This window comes from Lutibacter maritimus (assembly GCF_900116115.1).
GTDB lineage: Bacteria > Bacteroidota > Bacteroidia > Flavobacteriales > Flavobacteriaceae > Lutibacter > Lutibacter maritimus.
Map to the genome: position 1 here is coordinate 53,003 of NZ_FOZP01000003.1, position 21,861 is coordinate 74,863.

Genomic DNA, 21,861 nt, shown 5'->3' on the forward strand with positions numbered 1-21,861 from the left:
AAGCCTTAAAGTTAACTAAAAACTTAATTATTCAAACAAATTACGCTGTTTTAATCACTCTTTTTATTAATTAAATTGATTTTTTGCTTTTTTCTGAAGAATCTGATGTGTTCTTTTTACCAATATTGAGTTTTTCTTTTAAAACATTCATATCATCACTTACTTTTCTGTCAATTATTTTAGCGTAATGCTGCGTTGTTTTTAAAGATTTATGCCCTAACATTTTACTTACAGATTCAATAGGCACACCATTTGTTAAAGTAATTGTAGTCGCAAACGTATGACGTGCTAAATGGAAGGTTAAGTTTTTTGTTATTCCACATAAGTCTGCAATTTCTTTAAGGTAAGCATTCATTTTTTGATTGCTTAATACTGGGAGAAGTTTATCACTATTAACTATATTTTTATGAGTTGCATATTTTTCAATAAGCGCTAGTGATGTAGGGAGCAATGGTATATTACTTATAGTATCTGTTTTTTTCCTTTTTGTATTAATCCATTTATTGCCATCTATACCAATTACAATATTTTCCTTTTTCAATTTCCGAACATCAGCATAAGCTAATCCAGTAAAACAACTGAATACAAATAAATCGCGCACTTGTTCTAATCTAGGAATACCAAATTGCTTATTTATCAAGTCTTCAATTTCCAACTCTGATAAAAACTGTCTGTCAACCGTTTTTAATCGTGCTTTCCAATTGAAAAATGGGTCCTTTGTTATCCATCCATTTGCATAGACAATTCTTATAACTTTTTTAAAATTAGTGATGTATTTTATAGCTGTATTATGTGCACAATTTCTTTCTGTCTTTAAATAATATTCAAAACCTGTAATAAATTTATGGTCCACTTCTGTAACCGCAATATCATTTACCTTGTATTCAAATTTGATAAATTCTTCTATATGACTTTTAGCTGTTCGATATCTTAATGCAGTTCCTTCAGCAAACTCCTTCCCTACTAATTTTTCAACTTGATTATTATGATCCTGGAATATTTTTAAAAGCATTTTTTGATTCTGATCTTTCCCTAAATATTTGTCACGAATATTTAGGGAAGTAAATGGTTTTCCCAAATCAACAAATTTCTGATGTATCTTGTTTAGCTTATTTGTAATTAGCTCTATGTATTGATTAATTTCCTGTGCCTCTTTGGAAAACCCTTTAACCTTGTTGGCAATTGAATTCCATTTGTCAATAGGAACTTTTCTATCGATACTTAATTCTGAACGTTTACCATTAACAGTAATTCTAAGATAAATATTTGCTTTTTGATTTACATCTGCTTTGCTCTTTTTGATGTAAAATAGGTGTGTGAATGAACTTTTCATAGCTTTTTTTCATTTTTTACAGTATAAATATACAAAATTTAAATCAAAAAATATGCTAAACTACCAGGTTTTTCAATACCTACATCGCTATTCGGTGTCACTTCATTCAATATTTTTACTGACACCGAATTAACCCCTTTTTATATAGTATTTATTGGTTTATTATGGTTTTTAGAGAGAAATACGTGTATTAAAAAACCCTACAAACATAGTGTTTATAGGGTTTTGTTCTTTTTTGATTGATTGCTCGCAGAGAGGAAGGGATTCGAACCCTCGATACCCTTTTGGAGTATACACACTTTCCAGGCGTGCGCCTTCGACCACTCGGCCACCTCTCTAAATTAGTTATTTAAGTATAAGTCTATTAAACCTGCTGGAGATTCAACAATAATTTTTTTATGCTCTCGATCAACATTTTTAATAAAATCGTCAATCATTGGAATAAAAACGTCTGTTCCGTTTGAGTTAATTTCAAACAAAGGTTGTGCAGAAGTATCATTTACGCCAGTTACAACGCCAACATAACCATAATTAACATCTTCTATATCAAACCCTATTATTTCATGAAAATAAAATTTATTTCCAGTTAATTTAGGCAAAAATTCAAGTGGCAAATACAATCCGGCACCCATAATAGTGTCAGCATCTTCTTCACTGTCAATATCTTCAAATTTAATACGAAGTTGATTTCCTTTTTGAAGTAAACTTTCTTCTAAAAAAAATGGAACCAGATCATTGCCTAAAGCAACAAATACTGATTCCAAATTTTGATAAAGTTCAGGTTCGTCTGTATCTAATTTAGCTACAACTTCACCTTTAAAGCTATGTTTTCTAACGATTTTGCCTAAATAAAAACAATCTTTTTTATGCATTATCGCAACTAACTTATTACTCTGTTTTTCCTTCTTGTTGAGCAGCAGCTTGTGCGTCATCAATAGTTTGAGGTGCATCTTCAGCAACCTCTTCAGTAGCTTCTGCAGCAGCTTTAGCATCTGCTTCAGCTTTAATTGCAGCATTTGCAGCTTCATTAGCAGCAGCAGCTCTTTCTTCATTAACTTTAATTTCAGCAGCTAATGCTTTCGCTTTAGCATCTGCTTCAGCTTTAGTTAAGCTTTCTTTTTTAGCGTCAATTTTTCCATCTTTTTCATCTAACCAAGCTTGGAATTTTGCTTCTGCTTGCTCTTCTGTTAAAGCTCCTTTTCTAACACCACCTGCTAAATGATTTTTTAGCATTACACCTTTGTAAGATAAAATTGCTTTCGCAGTATCTGTTGGTTGTGCACCGTTTTGTAACCATTTTACAGATCCATCAACATCTAAATCAATAGTTGCAGGATTTGTGTTTGGGTTGTAAACACCTAGTTTTTCTAAATACTTACCATCTCTTGTTGCGCGTGCATCTGCAGCTACTATCCAATATAATGGTTTTCCTTTTTTACCGTGTCTTTGTAATCTAATTTTTACTGGCATTTTGTTTAAAATTTTAAGGTTCTCGACCTTGGTTATTAATTAAGGGTGCAAATATAGTTAGTTATTTTTAAATAACACACTCTCTATCAGTATTTTTTATACTAAACCAGTAAATCCTAAAAAAGCTAAAGATAAAAGTCCTGCTACCAATAAATTAATTGGAACACCTTTCATTTGCTTTGGAATATTAGCCAATTCTAAATGCTCACGAATACTTGCAAAAACAATTAATGCTAATGCAAATCCTAATGAGTTAGAAACCGCAAAAAATACAGCTTTTAACAAACTTCCACCTTCTAATCCTAGCGCTAAAATAGCAACTCCTAAAACAGCGCAATTTGTAGTAATTAAGGGTAAAAACACTCCTAAAGCTTGGTATAATGGCGGACTTACTTTCTTTAAAATAATTTCTACCATTTGCACCAATGCTGCAATTACTAAAATAAAAGTAATGGTACGTAAATAATCTAATCCAGCTGGTACTAATATAAATTGATGTAATAAATAGGTTGCCATTGTTGCTATTGTCATTACAAACAATACAGCTCCAGACATACCAACCGAGGTTGATACTTTATTAGAAACTCCTAAAAACGGACAAATTCCTAAAAATTGTGATAATACAATGTTGTTTACAAAAACTGCGGCAATAAGTATAATTATATAATCCATTATTTTGCTGTTTTAGCGGTTACTTTATTAAATAATACGGTTAAATATGCTAAAGCGATAAATGCTCCAGGAGGTAAAATAAACAAGATAAAAGTATTTGCATTTTCAGCAACAAACTTTAAACCGAATAAACTTCCGTTTCCTAAAATTTCTCTAGTTGCACCTAATATTGTTAATGCTAAAGTAAAACCTAATCCCATTCCTAAACCATCTATCAATGATGAAAGTGCATTATTTTTAGATGCGAATGCTTCGGCTCTTCCTAAAATAATACAGTTTACTACAATTAATGGAATAAAAATTCCTAATTGCTCATATAAAAAAGGTACAAATGCTTCTAAAATCATTTCAACAATGGTTACAAATGATGCGATGATAATGATGAACGCCGGAATACGAACTTTGCTTGGGATTTGATTTTTTACTAATGAAACAACAATGTTACTCATTATTAATACAAACATTGTTGCAACTCCCATTCCTAAACCATTAGAAGCTGATGATGTTACTCCTAAAGTTGGACACATACCCAATAACATTACAAAAATTGGGTTTTCCTTTACAATCCCCTTTAAAAAATTTTGGGTTTGATTTACAGTTTCTGCCATACTATTAATTTTTAGGAGTTTTAAGATTCTCTTTATTTTTCATAAACTCATCAAATGCCATTTGTGTAGCTTCACCAAAAGCTCTTGAAGAAATTGTTGCTCCAGTTAGCGCATCTACTTCACCACCATCTTTTTTTACTTTTAAATTATATGTTGAAGGATTTTTATCTCTAAACTGTGCTAAAAACTTTTCATCTTTCATTTTAGTTCCTAAACCTGGAGTTTCCTTTTGTTCTAGAACTTCAATGTTCTGAATTTCACCTGATGCTTTAAAACCAATCATTAATTTTACCAAACCGCTAAATCCTTTTTCTGAAGACCCAATAACTGCAGCTCCAACAAATTCGTTATTCGCAAATCCAGGATAAACTTCTATTGAGTCATTTATATTTTCAGATTTAATTAATACAACATCTTCTACAGGATTGTTATCAAAATCGGGTAAAACTAATTTTATAGCATTCGTTTTCTTTGCAACTTTTGCATCTTTTATAGGTTGTTCGGTTAATTGATTTACATAACCTAATGAAAAACCTGATATTATGGTAATTACAAATAATGAAATTACCATATTCATAAATGTATCTTTCTTTTTACTCATAATTACACAATTTTAGATTTGATTTTTGCACCAAATCGGCGAGGTTTAAAATACGTGTTTATCAACGGTACAAATGCGTTCATAATTAAAATAGCAAATGAAACGCCTTCAGGATATGCTCCAAATAATCTAATTACCACAGTAATTACACCAATTCCAACAGCAAAAATTATCATTCCTTTTTTAGTCATTGGGCTGGTAACTAAATCGGTTGCCATAAAAAAGGCTCCTAATAAAGCTCCACCTGAAAGTATATGAATTAATGGACTTGCATATTGTTCTGGATTTATCACCCAAAAAATACCGGTCATAACTGCCATAGTAACCAACATTATTACTGGAATATGCCAAGAAATAACTTTTCTAACTAGTAAATAAATTCCACCAATTAACAATGCAATTGCCGACATTTCACCAATAGAACCACCAGTTATTCCTAATAACAAATCAATAGTTGAAGGAATTTTAGTTGAAATCTCGGTCATTGTTTCACCAAACATTAATCCCTCTTTTATCATTCCTAAAGTTGTAGCTCCGGTAACTCCATCTGCAATTGATAAATTATTTTCAACGGCTGTTGGCCACATTGTCATTTGAACTGGAAATGAAACCAACAAGAAAACCCTACCAACTAGCGCTGGATTAAAAATATTAAATCCTAAACCACCAAACGATAATTTTGCAATTCCAATAGCTACTAAACTACCCACAACAATCATCCAAATTGGCAAACCACTTGGCAAATTAAAGGCTAATAAAATACCTGTAATAAGTGCTGAACCATCTCCAATGGTAATTTCAGTTTTTAATAAATACTTTTGAATTAAATACTCAAATGCTAAACAAGAAATTATTGCAACCGCAGTTACAATAAATGCGTTAATACCAAAAACATATAGTGAAACTAAAAATGCCGGAATTAAAGCGATAACCACATCGTACATTATTTTTTTTGATGTTCTATCTGAATGTACGTGCGGTGAGGCCGATATAATAATAGGTTGACTCATTTTAATTTTTAGAGGTTTGTAATTTTTTAACAATGCTTTTTCCGAAACGGATATAATCTAATAACGGGCGATCTGACGGACATACATAACTGCAAGATCCACACTCAATACACGTCATAATATCTTCATTAGAAGCTCTTTCAAACAATCCTTTTTCAGATAAATTCATTAACAAATGTGGTTCTAATCCCATTGGACATACATATACACATTCTCCACAACGAATACAATTTTTAGGTTCTCCTCTACTCGCTTCATCTTCTGCAATTACCAAAATTCCTGAAGTTCCCTTTGTAACCGGAACATCGGTATTTTTTATTGCTTTTCCCATCATAGGTCCACCATTTACAATTTTTCTAGTTCCTTCTGGCAAGCCTCCAACTTCAGCAATTAAATCACTAATTGGAGTTCCTATTTTTACCCAAAAGTTTGATGCGTTTTCCATTTTTTTACCAGTAACGGTAACTACTCTTTCTATTAAAGGTTTGTTGAATTGAACAGCTTCATAAATAGCGAAAATAGTTCCAACATTATGTACAATTACACCAACATCTAACGGTAAACCGTTTTTAGGAACTTCTCTATTTAACAGAGCTCTAACCAACTGTTTTTCTCCACCTTGAGGATATTTAACCTGCAAAGCAGCTACTTGAATTTTTGAATTATTTTTGGTCGCTTTTTTAAATAAATCAATAGCATCTTTTTTATTATTTTCAATGCCAATAATAGCTTTGTTAATATTTAAAGCTTTCATTAAAATTTCAATACCAACAATTATTTCTTCCGATTTCTCGAGCATTAATCGGTGATCTGCTGTTAAATAAGGCTCACATTCTACACCATTAATTATTAAGCAATCTAACTTTGTACCTTCCTTTACATTTAATTTTACATGTGATGGAAATGTTGCTCCACCTAAACCAACAATACCAAAATCGTTAATACGCTGTAAAATTTCTTTTGATGATAATGTTATTTCTTGTAGTAAAGGATATTCTTTTTCTTCAAAATTAGATTCATCCTTAACATCTGTTCTAATTACAATACATTGTTTTTTGTAACCGCTAGAATCTATAATTTTATCTAGTTTAGTTACAGTTCCTGCAACTGGAGAATGTATATTTGAAGAAACAAAACCACCCGATTTCGCAATTACCTGACCAATTTTTACTTTATCTTTTACTGCAACGACAATTTCTGCAGGGATTCCAATATGTTGTGCAATTGGCACATTCATCATTTTTGGAACCGCTAACCTCTTAATTATTTTTGATGAAGTTAATTTATTTTCTGGAGGATGAATTCCTCCTTTAGGAAACGTCTTAAGCATCCGTTTTATCATTTACAGGTTCAACAATAGGCTCTTTTACAACTGCAACTTTTTCTTTCTTTTCAACCACAACTTTCTCTTCAACTTTCTTCACTTTTTTTGGAGGAAAATTTGTTTCAATTATAGAATGTGTTGGACAAACATCGACACATTTTCTGCATAATGTACAATACGCAGGATCTATATAAGCTAGGTTATTTACAATTGTTACAGCCTCTTTTGGGCAAATGTCTAAACATTTAGAACAACCAATACAAGCAACTGCACAAGATTTTTTTGCAATACCACCTTTATCTTCGTTTAAACAACCAACAAAAACTTTTAAATCTTTTTTGTTTCTTGGGCGCATTTCAATAATATCTCTTGGACATTCTTCAACACAAGCACCACAACTGGTACATTTATCTGTAATAATAACTGGCAATCCTGTAGTTTCATCCATATACATGGCATCAAACTTACAGACCTTTACACAATCTCCATCACCTAAACAACCATATTGGCAATCGGTTTCACCACTATAAATCATTGCAGAAATAGCACAGGTTCTTGGACCTTGAAACTCGGTAGTTTTTGGACGAACATCACAGCTTCCTTGGCAACGTAAAACTGCTACTGTTGGATCTTTTTCCGCAACTTCTTTCCCTAATTTAGCAGCAACTAATTTCATTACATCATTTCCTCCAACCGGACAAAATAAGTTTGAAATATCTTCTGTATTTACCAATTTTTCAGCAAAAGATCTACATCCTGGAGAACCACAACCTGCGCAATTTGCACCTGGTAATAATTCATCAACTTCACCAATTAATGGGTTTTCATACACATAAAATTTCTTGGAAACTAAATACAGCACAACTGCTGCAATAACTCCCAAAGAAACCAATAACAAAACGCTATATAAAACTGAATCTGTCATTCTTAATTATATTTTAAAATTGAAAGTTTAAATGCTTTTTTAAATGAATTATTAAAAACAAAAAGCATTAAATAATATGGACCAAGTACAAGCAAGGAAAGAATTCCTGCAAACCATTCGGTAAAAAATAAAGATGCAATAACCAGCGTAATCATCATTAAAATAAAAGGAAAAATATATGCCCAAAAAACAGCTTTTAACCCAAGCTCTTTTTTTAAGGATACTGTAACTGGTTCATTTAAACTAAAAACTTGATTTGATTCAAAAATCTCAATTTCTTTATCATTTGACTCCGAAACTCCACAAGCCGCTTTGGCTTTACACCCTTCACAATTAATATTTCCTTTTAAAGAAATTGTGTAACTGCTAAAATTAATTTTTGAAATAACACCTTCGTGCTTAATTGATTTTACTCTAAATTCACTTTCATTAATTTCGTCTGTATTTTCCATAATTATACGTGCATAGTAACTTGGAACGGTAAAATTATAACTTATAATAAGTTTAAAATATGACGAATATTAGGTTTTTAGCTATTTTAATATTTTTATATAGATTTAACATTTTTATTAGTTTTTGTTAAAATTTTAAATTGATCAACCAACTCAATCTCTGTAATTTTTTGATTGTTAATAAAAAAAACGCAATTACGAAACCTAAAAATATTAAAATTCATACTTTTAAAAATTCATATTTTCAAGCAACTATTTAGCACATGTTTTTAATTTTCGACACAGAAACCACTGGTTTACCAAAAAGCTGGAATGCACCAATTACCGATACTGATAATTGGCCTAGATGTGTACAAATTGCATGGCAAATACATAATGAATACGGTGAATTAATTGAAAATCAGGATTTTCTAATCAAACCTGAAGGCTTTAATATACCTTATGATGCTGAACAAATTCACGGTATTTCTACACAATTAGCAGAAGAAAAGGGTGAAGATTTAGAAAAAGTTTTATACTTATTTAATGAAGCACTTTCTAAATCTAAATTTGTAGTTGGTCAAAATGTAAATTTTGACCTTAATATTATGGGATGCGAATATGTGAGATTGGGCATAGATACTTCATTAAATAAATTACCAGTTTTAGATACTTGTACAGAAGTTACAGCAACTTTATGCCAAATACCAGGTGGTAGAGGCGGCAAATTTAAATTACCAACATTAACAGAACTACATCAACATTTATTTAATGCCCCTTTTAACGAAGCCCATAACGCAACTGCTGATGTTGAGGCAACTACACGTTGTTTTTTAGAATTAATTAGACAACGTATTTTTACAAAAGAGGAATTAGATGTTCCTGCAGATTATTTCCAAAAATTTGATGCTAAAAATCCAACTACAATCAATGTAATTGGATTAAAACATTTAAATTTAAAAAAGGAAAGTGAAAAATTAGCCAAAAAAACAGAACCAAAAACCGAAGCTCCTATAATTCATTCGGAAGAAGTTGTAGACGAATTTCAAAATGCCAGATTTGCACATTTACATTGTCATTCACAATTTTCAATACTGCAATCAACATCAAGTGTTAGCAATTTAATAAATGCTGCTATAAAAGACAATATGCCTGCGGTTGCCCTAACAGATTCTGGTAATATGATGGGTGCTTTTTATTTTATAAAAGAAATACTATCGCACAATGCAATCATCGAAAAACAAAATAAAGGTTTATCCACTGAAGAACAACCAAAAGAGTTTTTAAAACCAATTTTAGGTTGTGAATTTAATGTTTGTGAAGATCATACAAATAAAGATCAAAAAGATAATGGCTACCAAATTGTAATTTTAGCAAAAAACAAAAATGGCTATCACAATTTGGCAAAAATGTCATCACTTTCACACACTGAAGGTTTTTACTATGTACCAAGAATTGACAAGAAAATAATTTCAGAATTTAAAGAAGACTTAATTGTTCTTTCAGGAAATTTATATGGTGAAATACCCAGCAAAATTTTAAACGTTGGAGAAAATCAGGCAGAAGAAGCATTAATTTGGTGGAAAGAGGAATTTGGAGATGATTTTTATTTAGAATTAATGCGTCACAATCAAGAAAACGAAAATCACGTAAATGATGTGCTTATTGAGTTTTCAAAAAAACACAACGTAAAATTAGTTGCTACAAACAATACTTTTTATACAACTGAAGTTGAAGCCGATGCACACGATATTTTATTATGTGTTAAAGATGGTGAAAAAATAGCAACTCCAAAAGGTAGAGGACGCGGCTACAGATACGGTTTACCAAACAACGAATATTACTTTAAATCTCAAGAACAAATGAAAAGTTTGTTCAAAGATATTCCTGAAGCCATCACAAATATTCAAGAAATAGTTGATAAAATTGAAATTTATACACTAGCTAGAGATGTATTATTACCTAAATTTAATATTCCTCAAGAATTTATTCATCCACAAGACGCTATTGATGGTGGCGTAAGAGGTGAAAACGCTTATTTAAAACATTTAACTTTTGAAGGTGCAAAAAAAAGATATGGAGCTGTTTTAGACAAAGAAACTCAAGAACGATTGGATTTTGAGCTTTCAATTATTGAAAAAACAGGTTATCCAGGTTACTTTTTAATTGTTTGGGATTTTATTTTAGAAGCCCGAAAAATGGGAGTTTCTGTTGGTCCAGGTCGTGGCTCTGCAGCAGGCTCTGCGGTTGCCTATTGCTTGTGGATTACAAATATTGACCCCATTAAGTACGATTTACTTTTTGAGCGTTTCTTAAATCCAGATCGTGTGTCATTACCCGATATTGATATTGATTTTGATGATGAAGGTAGACAAAAAGTAATAGATTTTGTAATTCAAAAATATGGTGCCAGTCAGGTTGCACAAATTATTACTTATGGAACAATGGCTGCAAAGTCCTCTATTAGAGATACTGCTCGTGTATTAGATTTACCTTTAATGGATGCCGACAGAATTGCCAAGTTAATTCCAGGGGTTAAACTTCAAAATATTTTTGGTGAAGATCAAAAAAGTAAAGATAAAATAAAAGGCTTAAAAACTGAAGATTTAGAAAATGTTGAAGAATTAAGAAAAATTGCCGATGGTAATGATTTAGCTGCTCAAACAATCATTCAGGCAAGAGCTTTAGAAGGTTCAGTAAGAAATACAGGAACACATGCGTGTGGTGTAATTATTACTCCAGAAAAAATTACAAACTTAATTCCTGTTGCAACTGCAAAAGATTCTGATATGTATGTAACGCAGTTCGACAACAATGTTGTTGAAAGTGCAGGCTTACTTAAAATGGATTTTTTAGGTTTAAAAACTTTAACCTTAATAAAAGATACGGTAAAAATTGTAAAAGCCATCCACGGAAAAACTTTAATTCCTGACGATTTTCCTTTGGATGACGAAAAAACATACGAACTTTTCCAGAAAGGAGAAACCATCGGTGTTTTCCAGTACGAATCTCCTGGAATGCAAAAGCATATGAAATCGTTAAAACCAACTACTTTTGCCGATTTAATTGCTATGAATGCACTATACCGACCAGGTCCAATGGAATATATTCCGCTGTTTATTATGCGTAAACACGGAGAAGAAGCCATTGAATATGATTTGCCAGAAATGGAAGAGCATTTGAAAGAAACTTATGGCATTACAGTATATCAGGAGCAAGTAATGCTATTGTCACAAAAACTAGCTGGCTTTAGTAAAGGTGATGCAGATATGCTAAGAAAAGCAATGGGTAAAAAGATTTTTGCATTGCTAGAAACCTTAAAACCAAAATTTATAGAAGGCGGAAAAGCCAACAATCATCCTGAAGAAATATTAGAAAAAATTTGGAAAGACTGGGAAGCGTTTGCAGCCTACGCATTTAACAAATCACATTCTACTTGTTATGCTTATATTGCTTACCAAACTGCCTTTTTAAAAGCACATTATCCGGCAGAATTTATGGCTGCTGTACTTTCAAATAATATGAATGATATTAAGCAGGTTACATTTTTTATGGAAGAATGTAAACGTGCTGGAATTGCAGTTTTAGGCCCTGATATTAATGAATCTTATTACAAATTTGCAGTAAATAAAGAAGGTGCGGTTCGTTTTGGAATGGGCGCAATAAAAGGTGTTGGCGCTGGCGCTGTTGAAGCTATTGTTGAAGAACGTAAAAAAAATGGCCCTTTTACTTCTATTTTTGATGTTACAAAACGTGTAGATTTACGTGCTTGTAATAAAAAAGCTTTTGATGGTTTAGTAATGGCGGGCGGGTTAGATTCATTTAAAAATGTACACCGCGCTCAATATTATCAATTAGATGAAAAGGGCGTTACTTTTATTGAAAGAGCTATTAGGTACGGAAATAAATACCAAGAAAATAAAAATTCCGCTCAAGTATCACTTTTTGGAGAAGCTTCTGAAATTCAATTTCCTGAACCTGAAATTCCTGAAGCTGAAAAATGGGGAATGATGGAAGAATTATCAAAAGAAAAAGAATTGGTTGGAATTTACATTTCAGGTCATCCATTAGATGATTTTAAAACTGAAATCAATTATTTTTGTAATACGCCAGTATCGTCATTTCAAAATCAAGATGATTTATTAAATCGAGATGCTTCAATAGGAGGAATAGTTACAAATGTTGAGCATAGAACATCAAAAAATGGAAAAGGTTGGGCGGCTTTTACTTTTGAAGATTATTCGGGTCCTTTTGAATTTCGAATTTTTGGAGAAGAATATTTAAAATTCAAGCATTTTTTAATACCAAACTCATTTTTATACATAAAAATATATGGTAAAAAAGGTTGGAATAATGATGTGCGAATTTCATTTACCAACATTCAATTATTACATGATGTTTTAGAAGAATTTTCAAAAAAAATAACGTTGCAATTATCAATCAATGAAATTTCAAAAAATTCTATTGAAAAATTAAACAATATTTTAAACGATTTTAAAGGTAAAAAAACGCTTAATTTCTTTATTGTAGATAATGATGAAAATTTAACGCTTAATTTACCAAGCAGAAGTTACAAAATTGATATTTCTAATGAATTATTAGAAAAATTAAAAAACGAACAAATTAACTTTAAACTAAATTAGTATTTAAACTGTTTTATGAAGAAACTACTTTTTAACTTATTAATTATCATTAGTTTAAATTGCTTTGGACAATCAAATTCATCGTATTTACAAGCCGATACTTTTTATGGAAATGTGCTTCGTCAAAACCCCGATGCTCACGTTTTAATTCAAGGTCATCCAACAGGTTTCTTTTTAAGTTATAATAAAAGATCTTTTGGAGAAGAAGCTTGGCAAGACCATTATAATTATCCAGATTTTGGTTACTCAATTGGTTATCAAGATTATAAATCTGATATTGTAGGGAAATTATATTCCATTTATGGACATTACAATTTTTATTTTTTTAATAGAGAAAACAAAAATCAATTAATATTTAGAGCAGGAATTGGGTTGGCTTACAATACAAATCCTTATGATAAAGAAACGAATAATAAAAATACTGCTTTTGGAACCAGTTTAAATTCTAGTACTTATTTTAAGTTATATTATCAAAGAGAAAATATCATTGAAAATATTGGTGTGAATGCTGGATTAACTTTTATTCATGCTTCAAATTCAAATATAAAATCTCCAAATTCTGGAATGAATGTTTGGGCTGCAACAGTTGGTTTAAATTATAATTTAGATAATGAAATTGAATTAAAAACCTATATTCAATCTTCAGAATCAAGCTATTTTAAACAACCAATTAAATATAATGTTGCTTTTAGAACAGGAATAAATGAATCTGAAATTATTGGTAGTGGTGTAAAACCTTTTTTTGTTTTTTCTGCTTATGCTGATAAAAGATTGAACAGAAAATCTGCCATTCAATTTGGTGCAGATTTATATATTTCTCCCATTCTAAAAGATTATTACGAGTTAAACTTAACAATTCCACACACCCATTTAAAAGAAACCAACGATTTTTCTAGAATTGGTTTGTTTGTGGGGCACGAGTTATTTATAAATAAATTATCTATAGAAACTCAAATTGGTTATTATGTAAAATATCCTTTTGAATACCAAGGTTTGGTGTATGAAACCTTAGGATTAAAACGCTATATAAATGAAAAATGGTTTGCCTCTTTACGCTTAAAAGCACACGCCGCAGATGCTGAAACTGTTGAATTTGGTATAGGAATAAGACTTTAATTTTTATAAATGAAAAAATATTTCATCCTTTTATTTTTTACAGTTTTAGCTTCAATTCAGTTGTTTTCTCAAAACAATCAACAAATATTTAACAGTTTTCAAACAGATTTTTTTATTGGAAAACCTATTGAACACGATAAAAAACTAAACCATGCAATTCAGGGAAATTCATTCGGAATTTTAGTAAGTTGGAATAAAATAGCAACAAATTCATCAACATTTAACAAACTTTACAATTATCCAGAAAAAGGATTTTCATTTGTGTATCAAGATTTTAACTCCACTATTTTAGGAGAAGCTTTTGGTGTTTATCGACATTACACATACAATTTAATTCCTAAAAATAATCATCCACTTAAATTAACTACAGGTTTTGGTTTAGGTTATTTAACAAAAAAATACAATGCAATAACTAACCCTGAAAATTTAGCTATCGGATCAAACTTAAATGTTTCAGCATATATTAAATTGCAATATTTTCAGTTCTTAGTTCAAAATAAACTGAGTATTAACACAGGTTTAAGTTTGTTACACTTTTCTAATGTTAGTATAAAAAACCCAAATTTGGGTATAAATACCGTTTCTTTACACATTGGTGTAAATTATAAGTTTGGTGATGAAAAAAATATACCAAAAAAAGATATTGATACTATTGAAATAAACCCTAAACCAATTAATTACAACTTAGTTTTAAGAGGTGGATTTAATGAATCTTTAATTATTGATAGTGGTATTTATCCATTTTATACACTTTCATTTTATGCAAACAAACAATTAAATAATTATTCAGCTTTAACAGCTGGAGTTGATTTTTTTGATTCGAAATTTTTAAAAGATCACATTGAATATATAAATACAACGGAAAATAAGTTGTATAATAAAAATGATTATAGAAGAGCAGGTATTTTTGTTGGACATGAGTTAACTCAAAATAAATTTTCTTTTATATCACAAATTGGTTACACATTTTACACACATTACACATACGTTAGTAAGGTTTATGAACGTTTTGGATTTAAACATCAATTAAATAATCATTTATTTTCAGAAATTTCCTTAAAAGTAAATCTATTTAGAGCTGAAGCCTTAGAGTTTGGAATTGGCTATAAATTTTAATTAATTTTTTATGAAAAATGTATATTACTTACTATTTACTTTATTTATAATTAGCTGCAATAGCGAAAATGCAAGCGATTGTTTTCAAACTGCTGGAAAAATTGTGCAACATGAAGTTGAAGTTGCAAATTTTGATAAAATTGTAGTAAATAAAAAAATTGCCCTTTTTATTACTGAAGGACCTGTTCAAAAAGTTGTTATTGAATCTGGTGAAAATCTATTAAATGATATTACTGCTGAAGTTGTTGCCAATGAATTAATATTAACAAATTACAACAATTGTAACTTTTTTAGAGATTACGGAATTACAAAAGTTTACGTAACCTCACCTAATATAAACACTATTAGAAATGCTTCAGAACTTGATGTAACATCCATTGGGACTTTAACTTATCCATCACTTTATTTACGCTCTTCTGGAGAGAAAAGTACGTATTTAGCTGTGGGAGATTGGCATTTAACAATTGAAAATAACGCAGTTACTATTTGGAGTAATGGAATATCAACCTATTATTTAAAAGGAACTTCCAACAACTTAGATGTTGGATTTTCTGATGGAGATACCCGTTTTGAAGGAAAAGACTTTATTGTAAAAAATATTACCGTTAGAAATGTAAGTTCTAACGATGTTTTAATTTATCCAACCGAAAAACTTACAGGATCAATCCATTCAACCGGAAATGTAATTTCATATAACAAACCTCCAATTGTTGATGTTGATGTGCAAAGTGTAGGAAAACTAATTTTTAAGTAGTTAACTCTCTAAATAAGCTTTCTAAATTTTTATTTTTAGTAGTCAAGTTTAATGTTTTTAAGCCATTGTCATGAGCAAAATCAAACACAGCAGGTCGCATATCTTTTGTAGTTTCAAAAGTTAATTCCCAAATAGTATCGTGTACATTATTTGCGTATTTTAAGTGAGGAATTTGATCAATAAATTGTTTTTCAATTTTTAAATCGAATTCAACTTCAATAATTTGATCTTGATTCCCTTTTAAATCTGTCAACTTTTTGTCAGCAACAATTACACCTTTATTTATTAAAATTACACGATCGCAAATTGCTTCAACTTCTTGCATAATATGTGTAGAGAAAAGTACGGTTTTATCTTTACCAACTTCTTTAATTAAGTTTCTAATTTCTACTAATTGATTTGGATCTAAACCCGTTGTTGGTTCATCTAAAATTAATACTTCTGGGCTATGCAATAAAGCAGCAGCCAAACCAACCCGTTGTCTGTAACCTTTAGAAAGTTGTCCAATTTTTTTATGTGCTTCAGGCATTAAACCTACTTTATCAATACATTTTTCAACTTCAATTTTAGCAACTTTATGAATACTTGCATGAAACTGCAAATATTCTTTCACATACATATCTAAATACAGTGGATTGTGTTCTGGTAAATATCCAATATTTTTTTGAGCTTCAATTTTATGACTTTTTAAAGAAAATTCATTCACAAAAACCTCACCTTCTGTGGCAGCAATATAACCTGTTAAAATTTTCATTAACGTAGATTTTCCAGCACCATTTGGACCCAAAAACCCAACAATTTCTCCTTTAGAAATTTTAAAACTTACCGAGTTTAATGCTTTTTGAGCATCGTATAATTTTGAAACATCTTTGACTTCAATAGACATGTAAAAACAATTTTAACAAAAATACATTTTAATTATAATTTAACTAATACTAATAACGTTGTATGCTTAAATTATTTTTAAGACATTTGTTAAAAATTAAAAATGGGCTGTTTTAGAGTTTTACTTTGCATAATTTTTCCACCATTAGCAGTAATTGACAAAGGTTGTGGATCTATAATAATTGTATTTATTTTAACCTGTTTAGGTTGGATTCCTGGAGTAATTGCTGCCTTAATAATTAACAATAACCCAAACAGATAATGCATAATAAAATTGAACTAATAGATTTAGGCGAGAAAGATTATAAAGATACTTGGGATTACCAAGAAAAATTATTTCAAGGTATTGTTGATATAAAAATAGAAAATAGAAAAAATAATACTGAAATAGTTACGCCTAATTATTTTTTATTTGTTGAACATCCGCACGTTTACACATTAGGAAAAAGTGGTGATATCAGTAATTTATTGTTAAACGAAGAACAACTTGCTCAAAAAGGAGCGACTTTTTATAAAATTAATAGAGGTGGCGATATTACCTATCACGGGCCTGGACAAATTGTTGGCTACCCAATTTTAGATTTAGATAATTTTTTTACAGATATTCATAAATACTTACGTTTTTTAGAAGAAGTAATTATAAAAACGTTGGAAGAATATGGTGTAAATTCTACAAGAAGTGAAGGTGAAACTGGAGTTTGGCTAGATGTTGGAACGCCATTTGCCCGTAAAATTTGTGCATTGGGTGTTAGAACAAGTCGTTGGGTAACTATGCACGGTTTTGCATTAAATGTAAATGCTAATTTGGGTTATTTTGATAATATTATTCCTTGTGGAATAAAAGGAAAAGCCGTTACTTCTTTAGAAGCTGAACTTAATAGAAAAGTGCCTTTAGAAGAAGTAAAATCAAAAATTTTAAAACATTTCGCTAAACTTTTTGAAGCTGAATTTGTTTAATTAACTTAATCTTCTTCGTTGTAAAAAACTTTGTAAAACTTCATTTTACGATCTTCATCATAACCTTGTTCTATATATTCTGCTGAAGCATCTGGTGCATCAATATCCAATTTAATTTGAATATTAGTATCTAACTTTATTTCAGTTTTAATTTTTTGTTTTTGTTTTTTCAAAACAATATCAGAAACAGCAAATTGATTTCTAACTAATACTTCGTTTTCAGTTTCAAATTGCTTTTTATAATCATCAAAACGCGTTTTTTTAACTTCATCTTCTTCAAAAATATAATCTTTAAAATCGTGAATATTTACTTGCTCGTTTTCTTTAAAAAAGTCGACGGTTTTAGCTAAAAATTTACTTTTTTCGTGTACACCAAAATCTTCTTTTATTACTTCTTCAGAAAAATCTTTACACATTTCAATATAGTTTTGTGTGTGCTGATTGTTATCATCGGCATATTTTACACTTAAAAAGTTTTTAATCCAATATTGCGCATCGTAATTATTAGTATCAACACTTAATACAACTCTACCTTCAGCATCAGACGAGTTAATGATTAAACAACCTTTATCTAGTTTTTTGGTGCTAATTCCTTGTTGAACAACAACATCTAAACTTTCTTTTTCCATAAAAGTTTGGAAAAACTCTACTTTATTTTCAATTTTAAAAATCCCTAAAGCTTGCGTTATAACTTCCTTATATTCAATATCTTCAAACAAAGCGACAATCACATCTCCGGTTTTAATTTGTGCTGAATTAGATTGTTCAAACAAATGATTTACAATATGTTTAGAAACATCAACAAAAGTGGAAGGATCTGCAAAAACTTGTGCAGAATAATTGTTAATTTCGTTCAATTCTATATTTGAGTGATGGTTAAATCGGTAGCTTTCAACAACATTTCCAAAAGGTTTTAGCAAAAAAGGTTTCATTAATTCATAACTTTCTTCATCAAAAGTGACTACATCTTCTGAAAAAATATTGGTAGCGCTATTAAATTTATTTCCTACTTTATGAATTATAAATTTTGAAATGGCAACTCTGTTTCTTTTAATCATCTTTTACTTTTTTAACGAAAGCAAATGTAAAATTTTAAAGCAGAAAAACGATTGAATTACAAATCTAATTTTAATTGTTCTGGCAATAATCTAAATGATTTTCTGTGATATTTTGTTACGCCAAAATTTCTAATAGCATTTCTGTGCTGGATGGTTGGATATCCTTTATTTTTTTGCCATTGATAATCAGGAAATTCTACTGCAATTTTCTCCATATACGAATCTCTATATGTTTTTGCTAAAACTGATGCAGCTGCAATACTCATAAATTTAGCATCACCTTTTACAATGGTTGTATGTGGAATTTGTTTGTAGGATTTAAATTTATTTCCATCAACAATAATATGTTGTGGAACCGTTTTCAGCTTTTCTAAAGCCAAATGCATTGCTAAAATTGACGATTGTAAAATATTTATTTCATCAATAGTTTCTTCAAAAACATACGAAACGCCAAAAGAGATTGCAGATTCTTCAATTATTGGTCGTAATAAATCTCGTTGTTTTTCAGAAAGTTGTTTAGAATCATTTAATAGTGGATGCGAAAAATTATCAGGCAAAATAACTGCTGCGGCAACTACTGGCCCACATAAACAACCTCTTCCTGCCTCATCTGTTCCAGCTTCAACAATATTAGGTATGTAAAAATTTTTTAACGGCATTTGCAATTATTTTTTTCAAAAATAACTCAATTTTATGAAGTTCTATTTTAAATTTATGGATTGCAATTTACTATTATTTTTTTCGTTCAAATATTTTACCTTTGCCACTCAATTAGTTTTATGAAAAAATTTCTTATAGTTTTATTTTTAGGGTTTTGTTTCTTTTATTCAAACGCACAAATTGTTGAAAGAGATTTAGGTGGAAATATGTTTAAAAATGATAGTACCACTTTTAAAAATGAAGTTAAAATAAAACTAGATGGAAAAACTAAATATACAGACTATAAAGTGTTTACCATTTCTAATGATACCACATATATAGATACTACATTGTCCTTAAAAAAAGATGTAAAATTTAATTATTTAAGAAAAGATGATTTTGAGCTACTTCCGTTTCATAACATGGGACAAACATATTCTAAATTAGGTTATTCTTTTGAAAACACTGCTATTTTTCCATTGATTGGGATGAATGCAAAACAATATAATTATGATAAAGTAGAAGAAATAAGGTACTATTATGTTCCAACTCCTACTTCTGAAGTAATGTATAAAACTGGATTTGAGCAAGGACAAGTTTTAGAAGCTTTGGTAACAATGAATACTTCTAGAAAATTCAATATTTCATTAAAATACAAAGGATTACGATCTTTAGGAAAGTACCGATATTCTTTAGCAAGCACCGGAAATTTTATTTCTACATTTAATTATCACAATACCAATAGAACCTATGAATTAAAAGGTCATTTTGCTTCATTCGACTTTTTTAACAATGAAAACGGCGGCTTAACAGAAGATGCTATTAGCTACTTTGAAACCAACGATCCAAATTATACAGATAGAGGAAGATTAGATGTAAATTTAGCTAACGCCGAAAATATGTTTGAAGGGAAACGTTACTTTACTGAACAAACATTATCAATCTATTCCAAACAAAACGCGCAAGAAAGAAAAAACAAACAAAAATTAGAAGCACTAAAAATTAAAGCAACAAAATTAGACACATTTGCCATAAAAAACCAATTAGATTCAATTGCAATAGACTCTATTAATACTAAAAAAATACTTAAAAAAAATCCTATTGCAAAAAACATTAGAAGAGGAATAGAAACAATTGAAACCCCTACTATTACTAAAAGTGAAACCATTGTACCTAAAATAGATTCCACGTTAGCAATTACAGAAGTTTCAAAAACGATATTAGATTTAAAATTAGGACACCGTTTTATGTATGAAACGAAACATTATAGATTTAAACAAAGTTCTGATAGCGAAATTTTTGGTGATGTATTTAATACACCAATTGATGATCATACTTCTTATCAACACATGAATAATGAACTTTTTCTTCAACTTAATTCACCTATTACTGGAATTTTAAGAGCAAAAACTGGATTTTTAAATTACAATTATCACTATAATAGTATTTTATACTACAACGATCAAACTATTTCAGACAAACTAAAAGGAAATGCTTTTACCGTTGGTGCAGATTGGATTGTTAAATATGGTAAAGTACATTTAAATGCAAATGCACAAACAATTATTACTGGAGATATTACAGGACATTCTTTAAAAGCTGCTGCAAGTTTTGAATTAGACAGTATTTTTAGCTTTAAAGGATTTGCTGAAATTAACTCAAAATCACCCGATTTTAATAAATTATTATACCAAAGTGCATACATAAATTACAATTGGCAAAATAATTTTAAAAACGAAGAATTAAAATCTATAGGCGCTCAAATGATTGTTAATAAATGGGGAAACATTAAAGCTACATACTCTATTGTAGATAATTACACCTATTTTAATGAAGATTCTAAACCTACTCAGGCTAATGAAACTTTAAAATATTTTAAAGTTAAAGCACAGCAATATTTTACATTTAGAAAATTCACTATTGACAACACTGTAATGTATCAAAAAGTAGAAAATGGTGATTCTTTTTTTAGAGTTCCTGAATTAGTGACTAGAAATACGCTTTATTATTCTAATTACTTATTTAAAAACAAACCATTATTCCTACAAACAGGTGTTACATTTAAATATTTCACTTCATTTAAAGCAAATGCATACAATCCTTTATTAAGTGAATTTGCGCTTCAAAATGATACAGAAATTGGTAATTTTCCTGTATTAGACTTTTTTGCAAATGCTCAAATTAGACGTACAAGATTGTATTTAAAAGTTGAGAATTTTAGCGCAAGTTTTACTGGAAGAAATTATTATTCAGCACCTAATTATCCTTATAGAGATTTAACCGTAAGGTTTGGTTTGGTTTGGAACTTCTTTATTTAAA

At 29.8% G+C, this 21,861-nt stretch carries 20 protein-coding genes and 1 tRNA gene; 7 read left to right on the forward strand and 14 right to left on the reverse strand.

Features of this window, described 5'->3' with window-relative positions:
* Positions 1-70: 70 nt before the first annotated feature.
* The 11 genes from BM335_RS05710 to BM335_RS05760 form a co-directional block, all read right to left on the reverse strand.
* On the reverse strand, positions 71-1,333 hold the full coding sequence (locus BM335_RS05710) for a site-specific integrase (RefSeq protein ID WP_090224158.1): 1,263 nt from the start codon (positions 1,331-1,333) through the stop codon (positions 71-73).
* Between the two features lie 250 nt (positions 1,334-1,583).
* Positions 1,584-1,671, reverse strand: a tRNA-Ser gene (locus tag BM335_RS05715).
* Between the two features lie 3 nt (positions 1,672-1,674).
* A complete protein-coding gene (gene rimM, locus BM335_RS05720) occupies positions 1,675-2,205 on the reverse strand; it encodes a ribosome maturation factor RimM (RefSeq protein WP_090224161.1) in 531 nt (176 codons plus the stop codon).
* Between the two features lie 16 nt (positions 2,206-2,221).
* Positions 2,222-2,803, reverse strand: coding sequence for a 30S ribosomal protein S16 (locus BM335_RS05725; RefSeq protein WP_090224164.1), 582 nt, complete (start codon positions 2,801-2,803; stop codon positions 2,222-2,224).
* Between the two features lie 96 nt (positions 2,804-2,899).
* Positions 2,900-3,475: an electron transport complex protein RnfA gene (locus BM335_RS05730; RefSeq protein ID WP_090224166.1), complete on the reverse strand. Its 576-nt coding sequence runs from the start codon at positions 3,473-3,475 to the stop codon at positions 2,900-2,902.
* On the reverse strand, positions 3,475-4,083 hold the full coding sequence (gene rsxE / locus BM335_RS05735; RefSeq protein ID WP_090224168.1) for an electron transport complex subunit RsxE: 609 nt from the start codon (positions 4,081-4,083) through the stop codon (positions 3,475-3,477). The genes BM335_RS05730 and rsxE overlap by 1 nt, the downstream gene beginning before the upstream one ends.
* 4 nt (positions 4,084-4,087) lie before the next feature.
* Complete coding sequence (locus BM335_RS05740; protein ID WP_090224170.1) at positions 4,088-4,684, reverse strand: RnfABCDGE type electron transport complex subunit G; 597 nt, start codon at positions 4,682-4,684, stop codon at positions 4,088-4,090.
* Positions 4,685-4,686: 2 nt separating this feature from the next.
* Positions 4,687-5,694, reverse strand: a complete 1,008-nt coding sequence (locus BM335_RS05745) for an RnfABCDGE type electron transport complex subunit D (protein WP_090224820.1) — start codon at positions 5,692-5,694, stop codon at positions 4,687-4,689.
* Position 5,695: 1 nt separating this feature from the next.
* Positions 5,696-7,024: an electron transport complex subunit RsxC gene (gene rsxC, locus BM335_RS05750; protein ID WP_090224172.1), complete on the reverse strand. Its 1,329-nt coding sequence runs from the start codon at positions 7,022-7,024 to the stop codon at positions 5,696-5,698.
* Complete coding sequence (locus tag BM335_RS05755) at positions 7,017-7,943, reverse strand: Fe-S cluster domain-containing protein (protein ID WP_090224174.1); 927 nt, start codon at positions 7,941-7,943, stop codon at positions 7,017-7,019. Before BM335_RS05755 ends, rsxC begins: the two co-directional genes overlap by 8 nt.
* Before the next feature lie 2 nt (positions 7,944-7,945).
* Positions 7,946-8,395, reverse strand: a complete 450-nt coding sequence (locus BM335_RS05760; protein ID WP_090224176.1) for a SoxR reducing system RseC family protein — start codon at positions 8,393-8,395, stop codon at positions 7,946-7,948.
* A gap of 263 nt (positions 8,396-8,658) precedes the next feature.
* Between BM335_RS05760 and dnaE the strand changes: the two genes are divergently transcribed.
* From dnaE to BM335_RS05780, 4 genes are read left to right on the forward strand one after another with little or no spacing between them, the layout of a single operon-like run.
* Entirely contained in the window at positions 8,659-13,017 is a 4,359-nt protein-coding gene (gene dnaE, locus BM335_RS05765) for a DNA polymerase III subunit alpha (protein WP_090224178.1), read from the forward strand.
* Positions 13,018-13,032: 15 nt separating this feature from the next.
* The gene (locus BM335_RS05770; protein WP_090224181.1) at positions 13,033-14,133 is read left to right on the forward strand and encodes an acyloxyacyl hydrolase; all 1,101 of its coding nucleotides are present in this window, start codon (positions 13,033-13,035) and stop codon (positions 14,131-14,133) included.
* Between the two features lie 9 nt (positions 14,134-14,142).
* Positions 14,143-15,249, forward strand: coding sequence for an acyloxyacyl hydrolase (locus BM335_RS05775; RefSeq protein WP_090224183.1), 1,107 nt, complete (start codon positions 14,143-14,145; stop codon positions 15,247-15,249).
* Positions 15,250-15,259: 10 nt separating this feature from the next.
* Positions 15,260-16,003, forward strand: coding sequence for a head GIN domain-containing protein (locus BM335_RS05780; protein ID WP_245780618.1), 744 nt, complete (start codon positions 15,260-15,262; stop codon positions 16,001-16,003).
* On the opposite strand, the gene gldA is transcribed toward BM335_RS05780, so the two are convergent.
* Positions 15,996-16,889: a gliding motility-associated ABC transporter ATP-binding subunit GldA gene (gene gldA, locus BM335_RS05785; protein WP_090224185.1), complete on the reverse strand. Its 894-nt coding sequence runs from the start codon at positions 16,887-16,889 to the stop codon at positions 15,996-15,998. The two genes, BM335_RS05780 and gldA, sit on opposite strands and share 8 nt — an antisense overlap.
* A 102-nt stretch (positions 16,890-16,991) precedes the next feature.
* Here gldA and BM335_RS05790 point away from each other — a divergent pair, with 102 nt between their 5' ends.
* Positions 16,992-17,150 carry a YqaE/Pmp3 family membrane protein gene (locus BM335_RS05790; protein ID WP_090224187.1) on the forward strand — a complete coding sequence of 53 codons (159 nt, stop codon included), beginning with the start codon at positions 16,992-16,994 and terminating at the stop codon, positions 17,148-17,150.
* Complete coding sequence (gene lipB / locus BM335_RS05795) at positions 17,150-17,845, forward strand: lipoyl(octanoyl) transferase LipB (RefSeq protein ID WP_090224190.1); 696 nt, start codon at positions 17,150-17,152, stop codon at positions 17,843-17,845. The genes BM335_RS05790 and lipB overlap by 1 nt, the downstream gene beginning before the upstream one ends.
* A 5-nt stretch (positions 17,846-17,850) precedes the next feature.
* Here lipB and BM335_RS05800 read toward each other — a convergent pair whose 3' ends face one another.
* Together BM335_RS05800 and BM335_RS05805 are read right to left on the reverse strand one after the other, a co-directional pair.
* A complete protein-coding gene (locus tag BM335_RS05800) occupies positions 17,851-18,903 on the reverse strand; it encodes a nucleoid-associated protein (protein ID WP_090224192.1) in 1,053 nt (350 codons plus the stop codon).
* 56 nt (positions 18,904-18,959) lie between these two features.
* Positions 18,960-19,562: a ribonuclease HII gene (locus BM335_RS05805; RefSeq protein WP_090224195.1), complete on the reverse strand. Its 603-nt coding sequence runs from the start codon at positions 19,560-19,562 to the stop codon at positions 18,960-18,962.
* 120 nt (positions 19,563-19,682) lie between these two features.
* On the opposite strand from BM335_RS05805, the gene BM335_RS05810 reads away from it, so the two are divergent.
* Positions 19,683-21,860, forward strand: coding sequence for a putative porin (locus BM335_RS05810; RefSeq protein ID WP_090224197.1), 2,178 nt, complete (start codon positions 19,683-19,685; stop codon positions 21,858-21,860).
* Position 21,861 lies beyond the last annotated feature (1 nt).

Bases quoted from the DNA above. Each gene is read 5' to 3' on its own strand.
- BM335_RS05800 (WP_090224192.1), bottom strand. From the start codon at position 18,903: ATGATTAAAAGAAACAGAGTTGCCATTTCAAAATTTATAATTCATAAA.
- gldA (WP_090224185.1), bottom strand. From the start codon at position 16,889: ATGTCTATTGAAGTCAAAGATGTTTCAAAATTATACGATGCTCAAAAA.
- BM335_RS05780 (WP_245780618.1), top strand. From the start codon at position 15,260: ATGAAAAATGTATATTACTTACTATTTACTTTATTTATAATTAGCTGC.
- lipB (WP_090224190.1), top strand. From the start codon at position 17,150: ATGCATAATAAAATTGAACTAATAGATTTAGGCGAGAAAGATTATAAA.
- BM335_RS05745 (WP_090224820.1), bottom strand. From the start codon at position 5,694: ATGAGTCAACCTATTATTATATCGGCCTCACCGCACGTACATTCAGAT.
- rsxE (WP_090224168.1), bottom strand. From the start codon at position 4,083: ATGGCAGAAACTGTAAATCAAACCCAAAATTTTTTAAAGGGGATTGTA.
- BM335_RS05805 (WP_090224195.1), bottom strand. From the start codon at position 19,562: ATGCCGTTAAAAAATTTTTACATACCTAATATTGTTGAAGCTGGAACA.
- BM335_RS05710 (WP_090224158.1), bottom strand. From the start codon at position 1,333: ATGAAAAGTTCATTCACACACCTATTTTACATCAAAAAGAGCAAAGCA.
- rsxC (WP_090224172.1), bottom strand. From the start codon at position 7,024: ATGCTTAAGACGTTTCCTAAAGGAGGAATTCATCCTCCAGAAAATAAA.
- BM335_RS05775 (WP_090224183.1), top strand. From the start codon at position 14,143: ATGAAAAAATATTTCATCCTTTTATTTTTTACAGTTTTAGCTTCAATT.
- BM335_RS05810 (WP_090224197.1), top strand. From the start codon at position 19,683: ATGAAAAAATTTCTTATAGTTTTATTTTTAGGGTTTTGTTTCTTTTAT.
- rimM (WP_090224161.1), bottom strand. From the start codon at position 2,205: ATGCATAAAAAAGATTGTTTTTATTTAGGCAAAATCGTTAGAAAACAT.
- BM335_RS05725 (WP_090224164.1), bottom strand. From the start codon at position 2,803: ATGCCAGTAAAAATTAGATTACAAAGACACGGTAAAAAAGGAAAACCA.
- BM335_RS05760 (WP_090224176.1), bottom strand. From the start codon at position 8,395: ATGGAAAATACAGACGAAATTAATGAAAGTGAATTTAGAGTAAAATCA.
- dnaE (WP_090224178.1), top strand. From the start codon at position 8,659: ATGTTTTTAATTTTCGACACAGAAACCACTGGTTTACCAAAAAGCTGG.
- BM335_RS05790 (WP_090224187.1), top strand. From the start codon at position 16,992: ATGGGCTGTTTTAGAGTTTTACTTTGCATAATTTTTCCACCATTAGCA.
- BM335_RS05730 (WP_090224166.1), bottom strand. From the start codon at position 3,475: ATGGATTATATAATTATACTTATTGCCGCAGTTTTTGTAAACAACATT.
- BM335_RS05755 (WP_090224174.1), bottom strand. From the start codon at position 7,943: ATGACAGATTCAGTTTTATATAGCGTTTTGTTATTGGTTTCTTTGGGA.
- BM335_RS05740 (WP_090224170.1), bottom strand. From the start codon at position 4,684: ATGAGTAAAAAGAAAGATACATTTATGAATATGGTAATTTCATTATTT.
- BM335_RS05770 (WP_090224181.1), top strand. From the start codon at position 13,033: ATGAAGAAACTACTTTTTAACTTATTAATTATCATTAGTTTAAATTGC.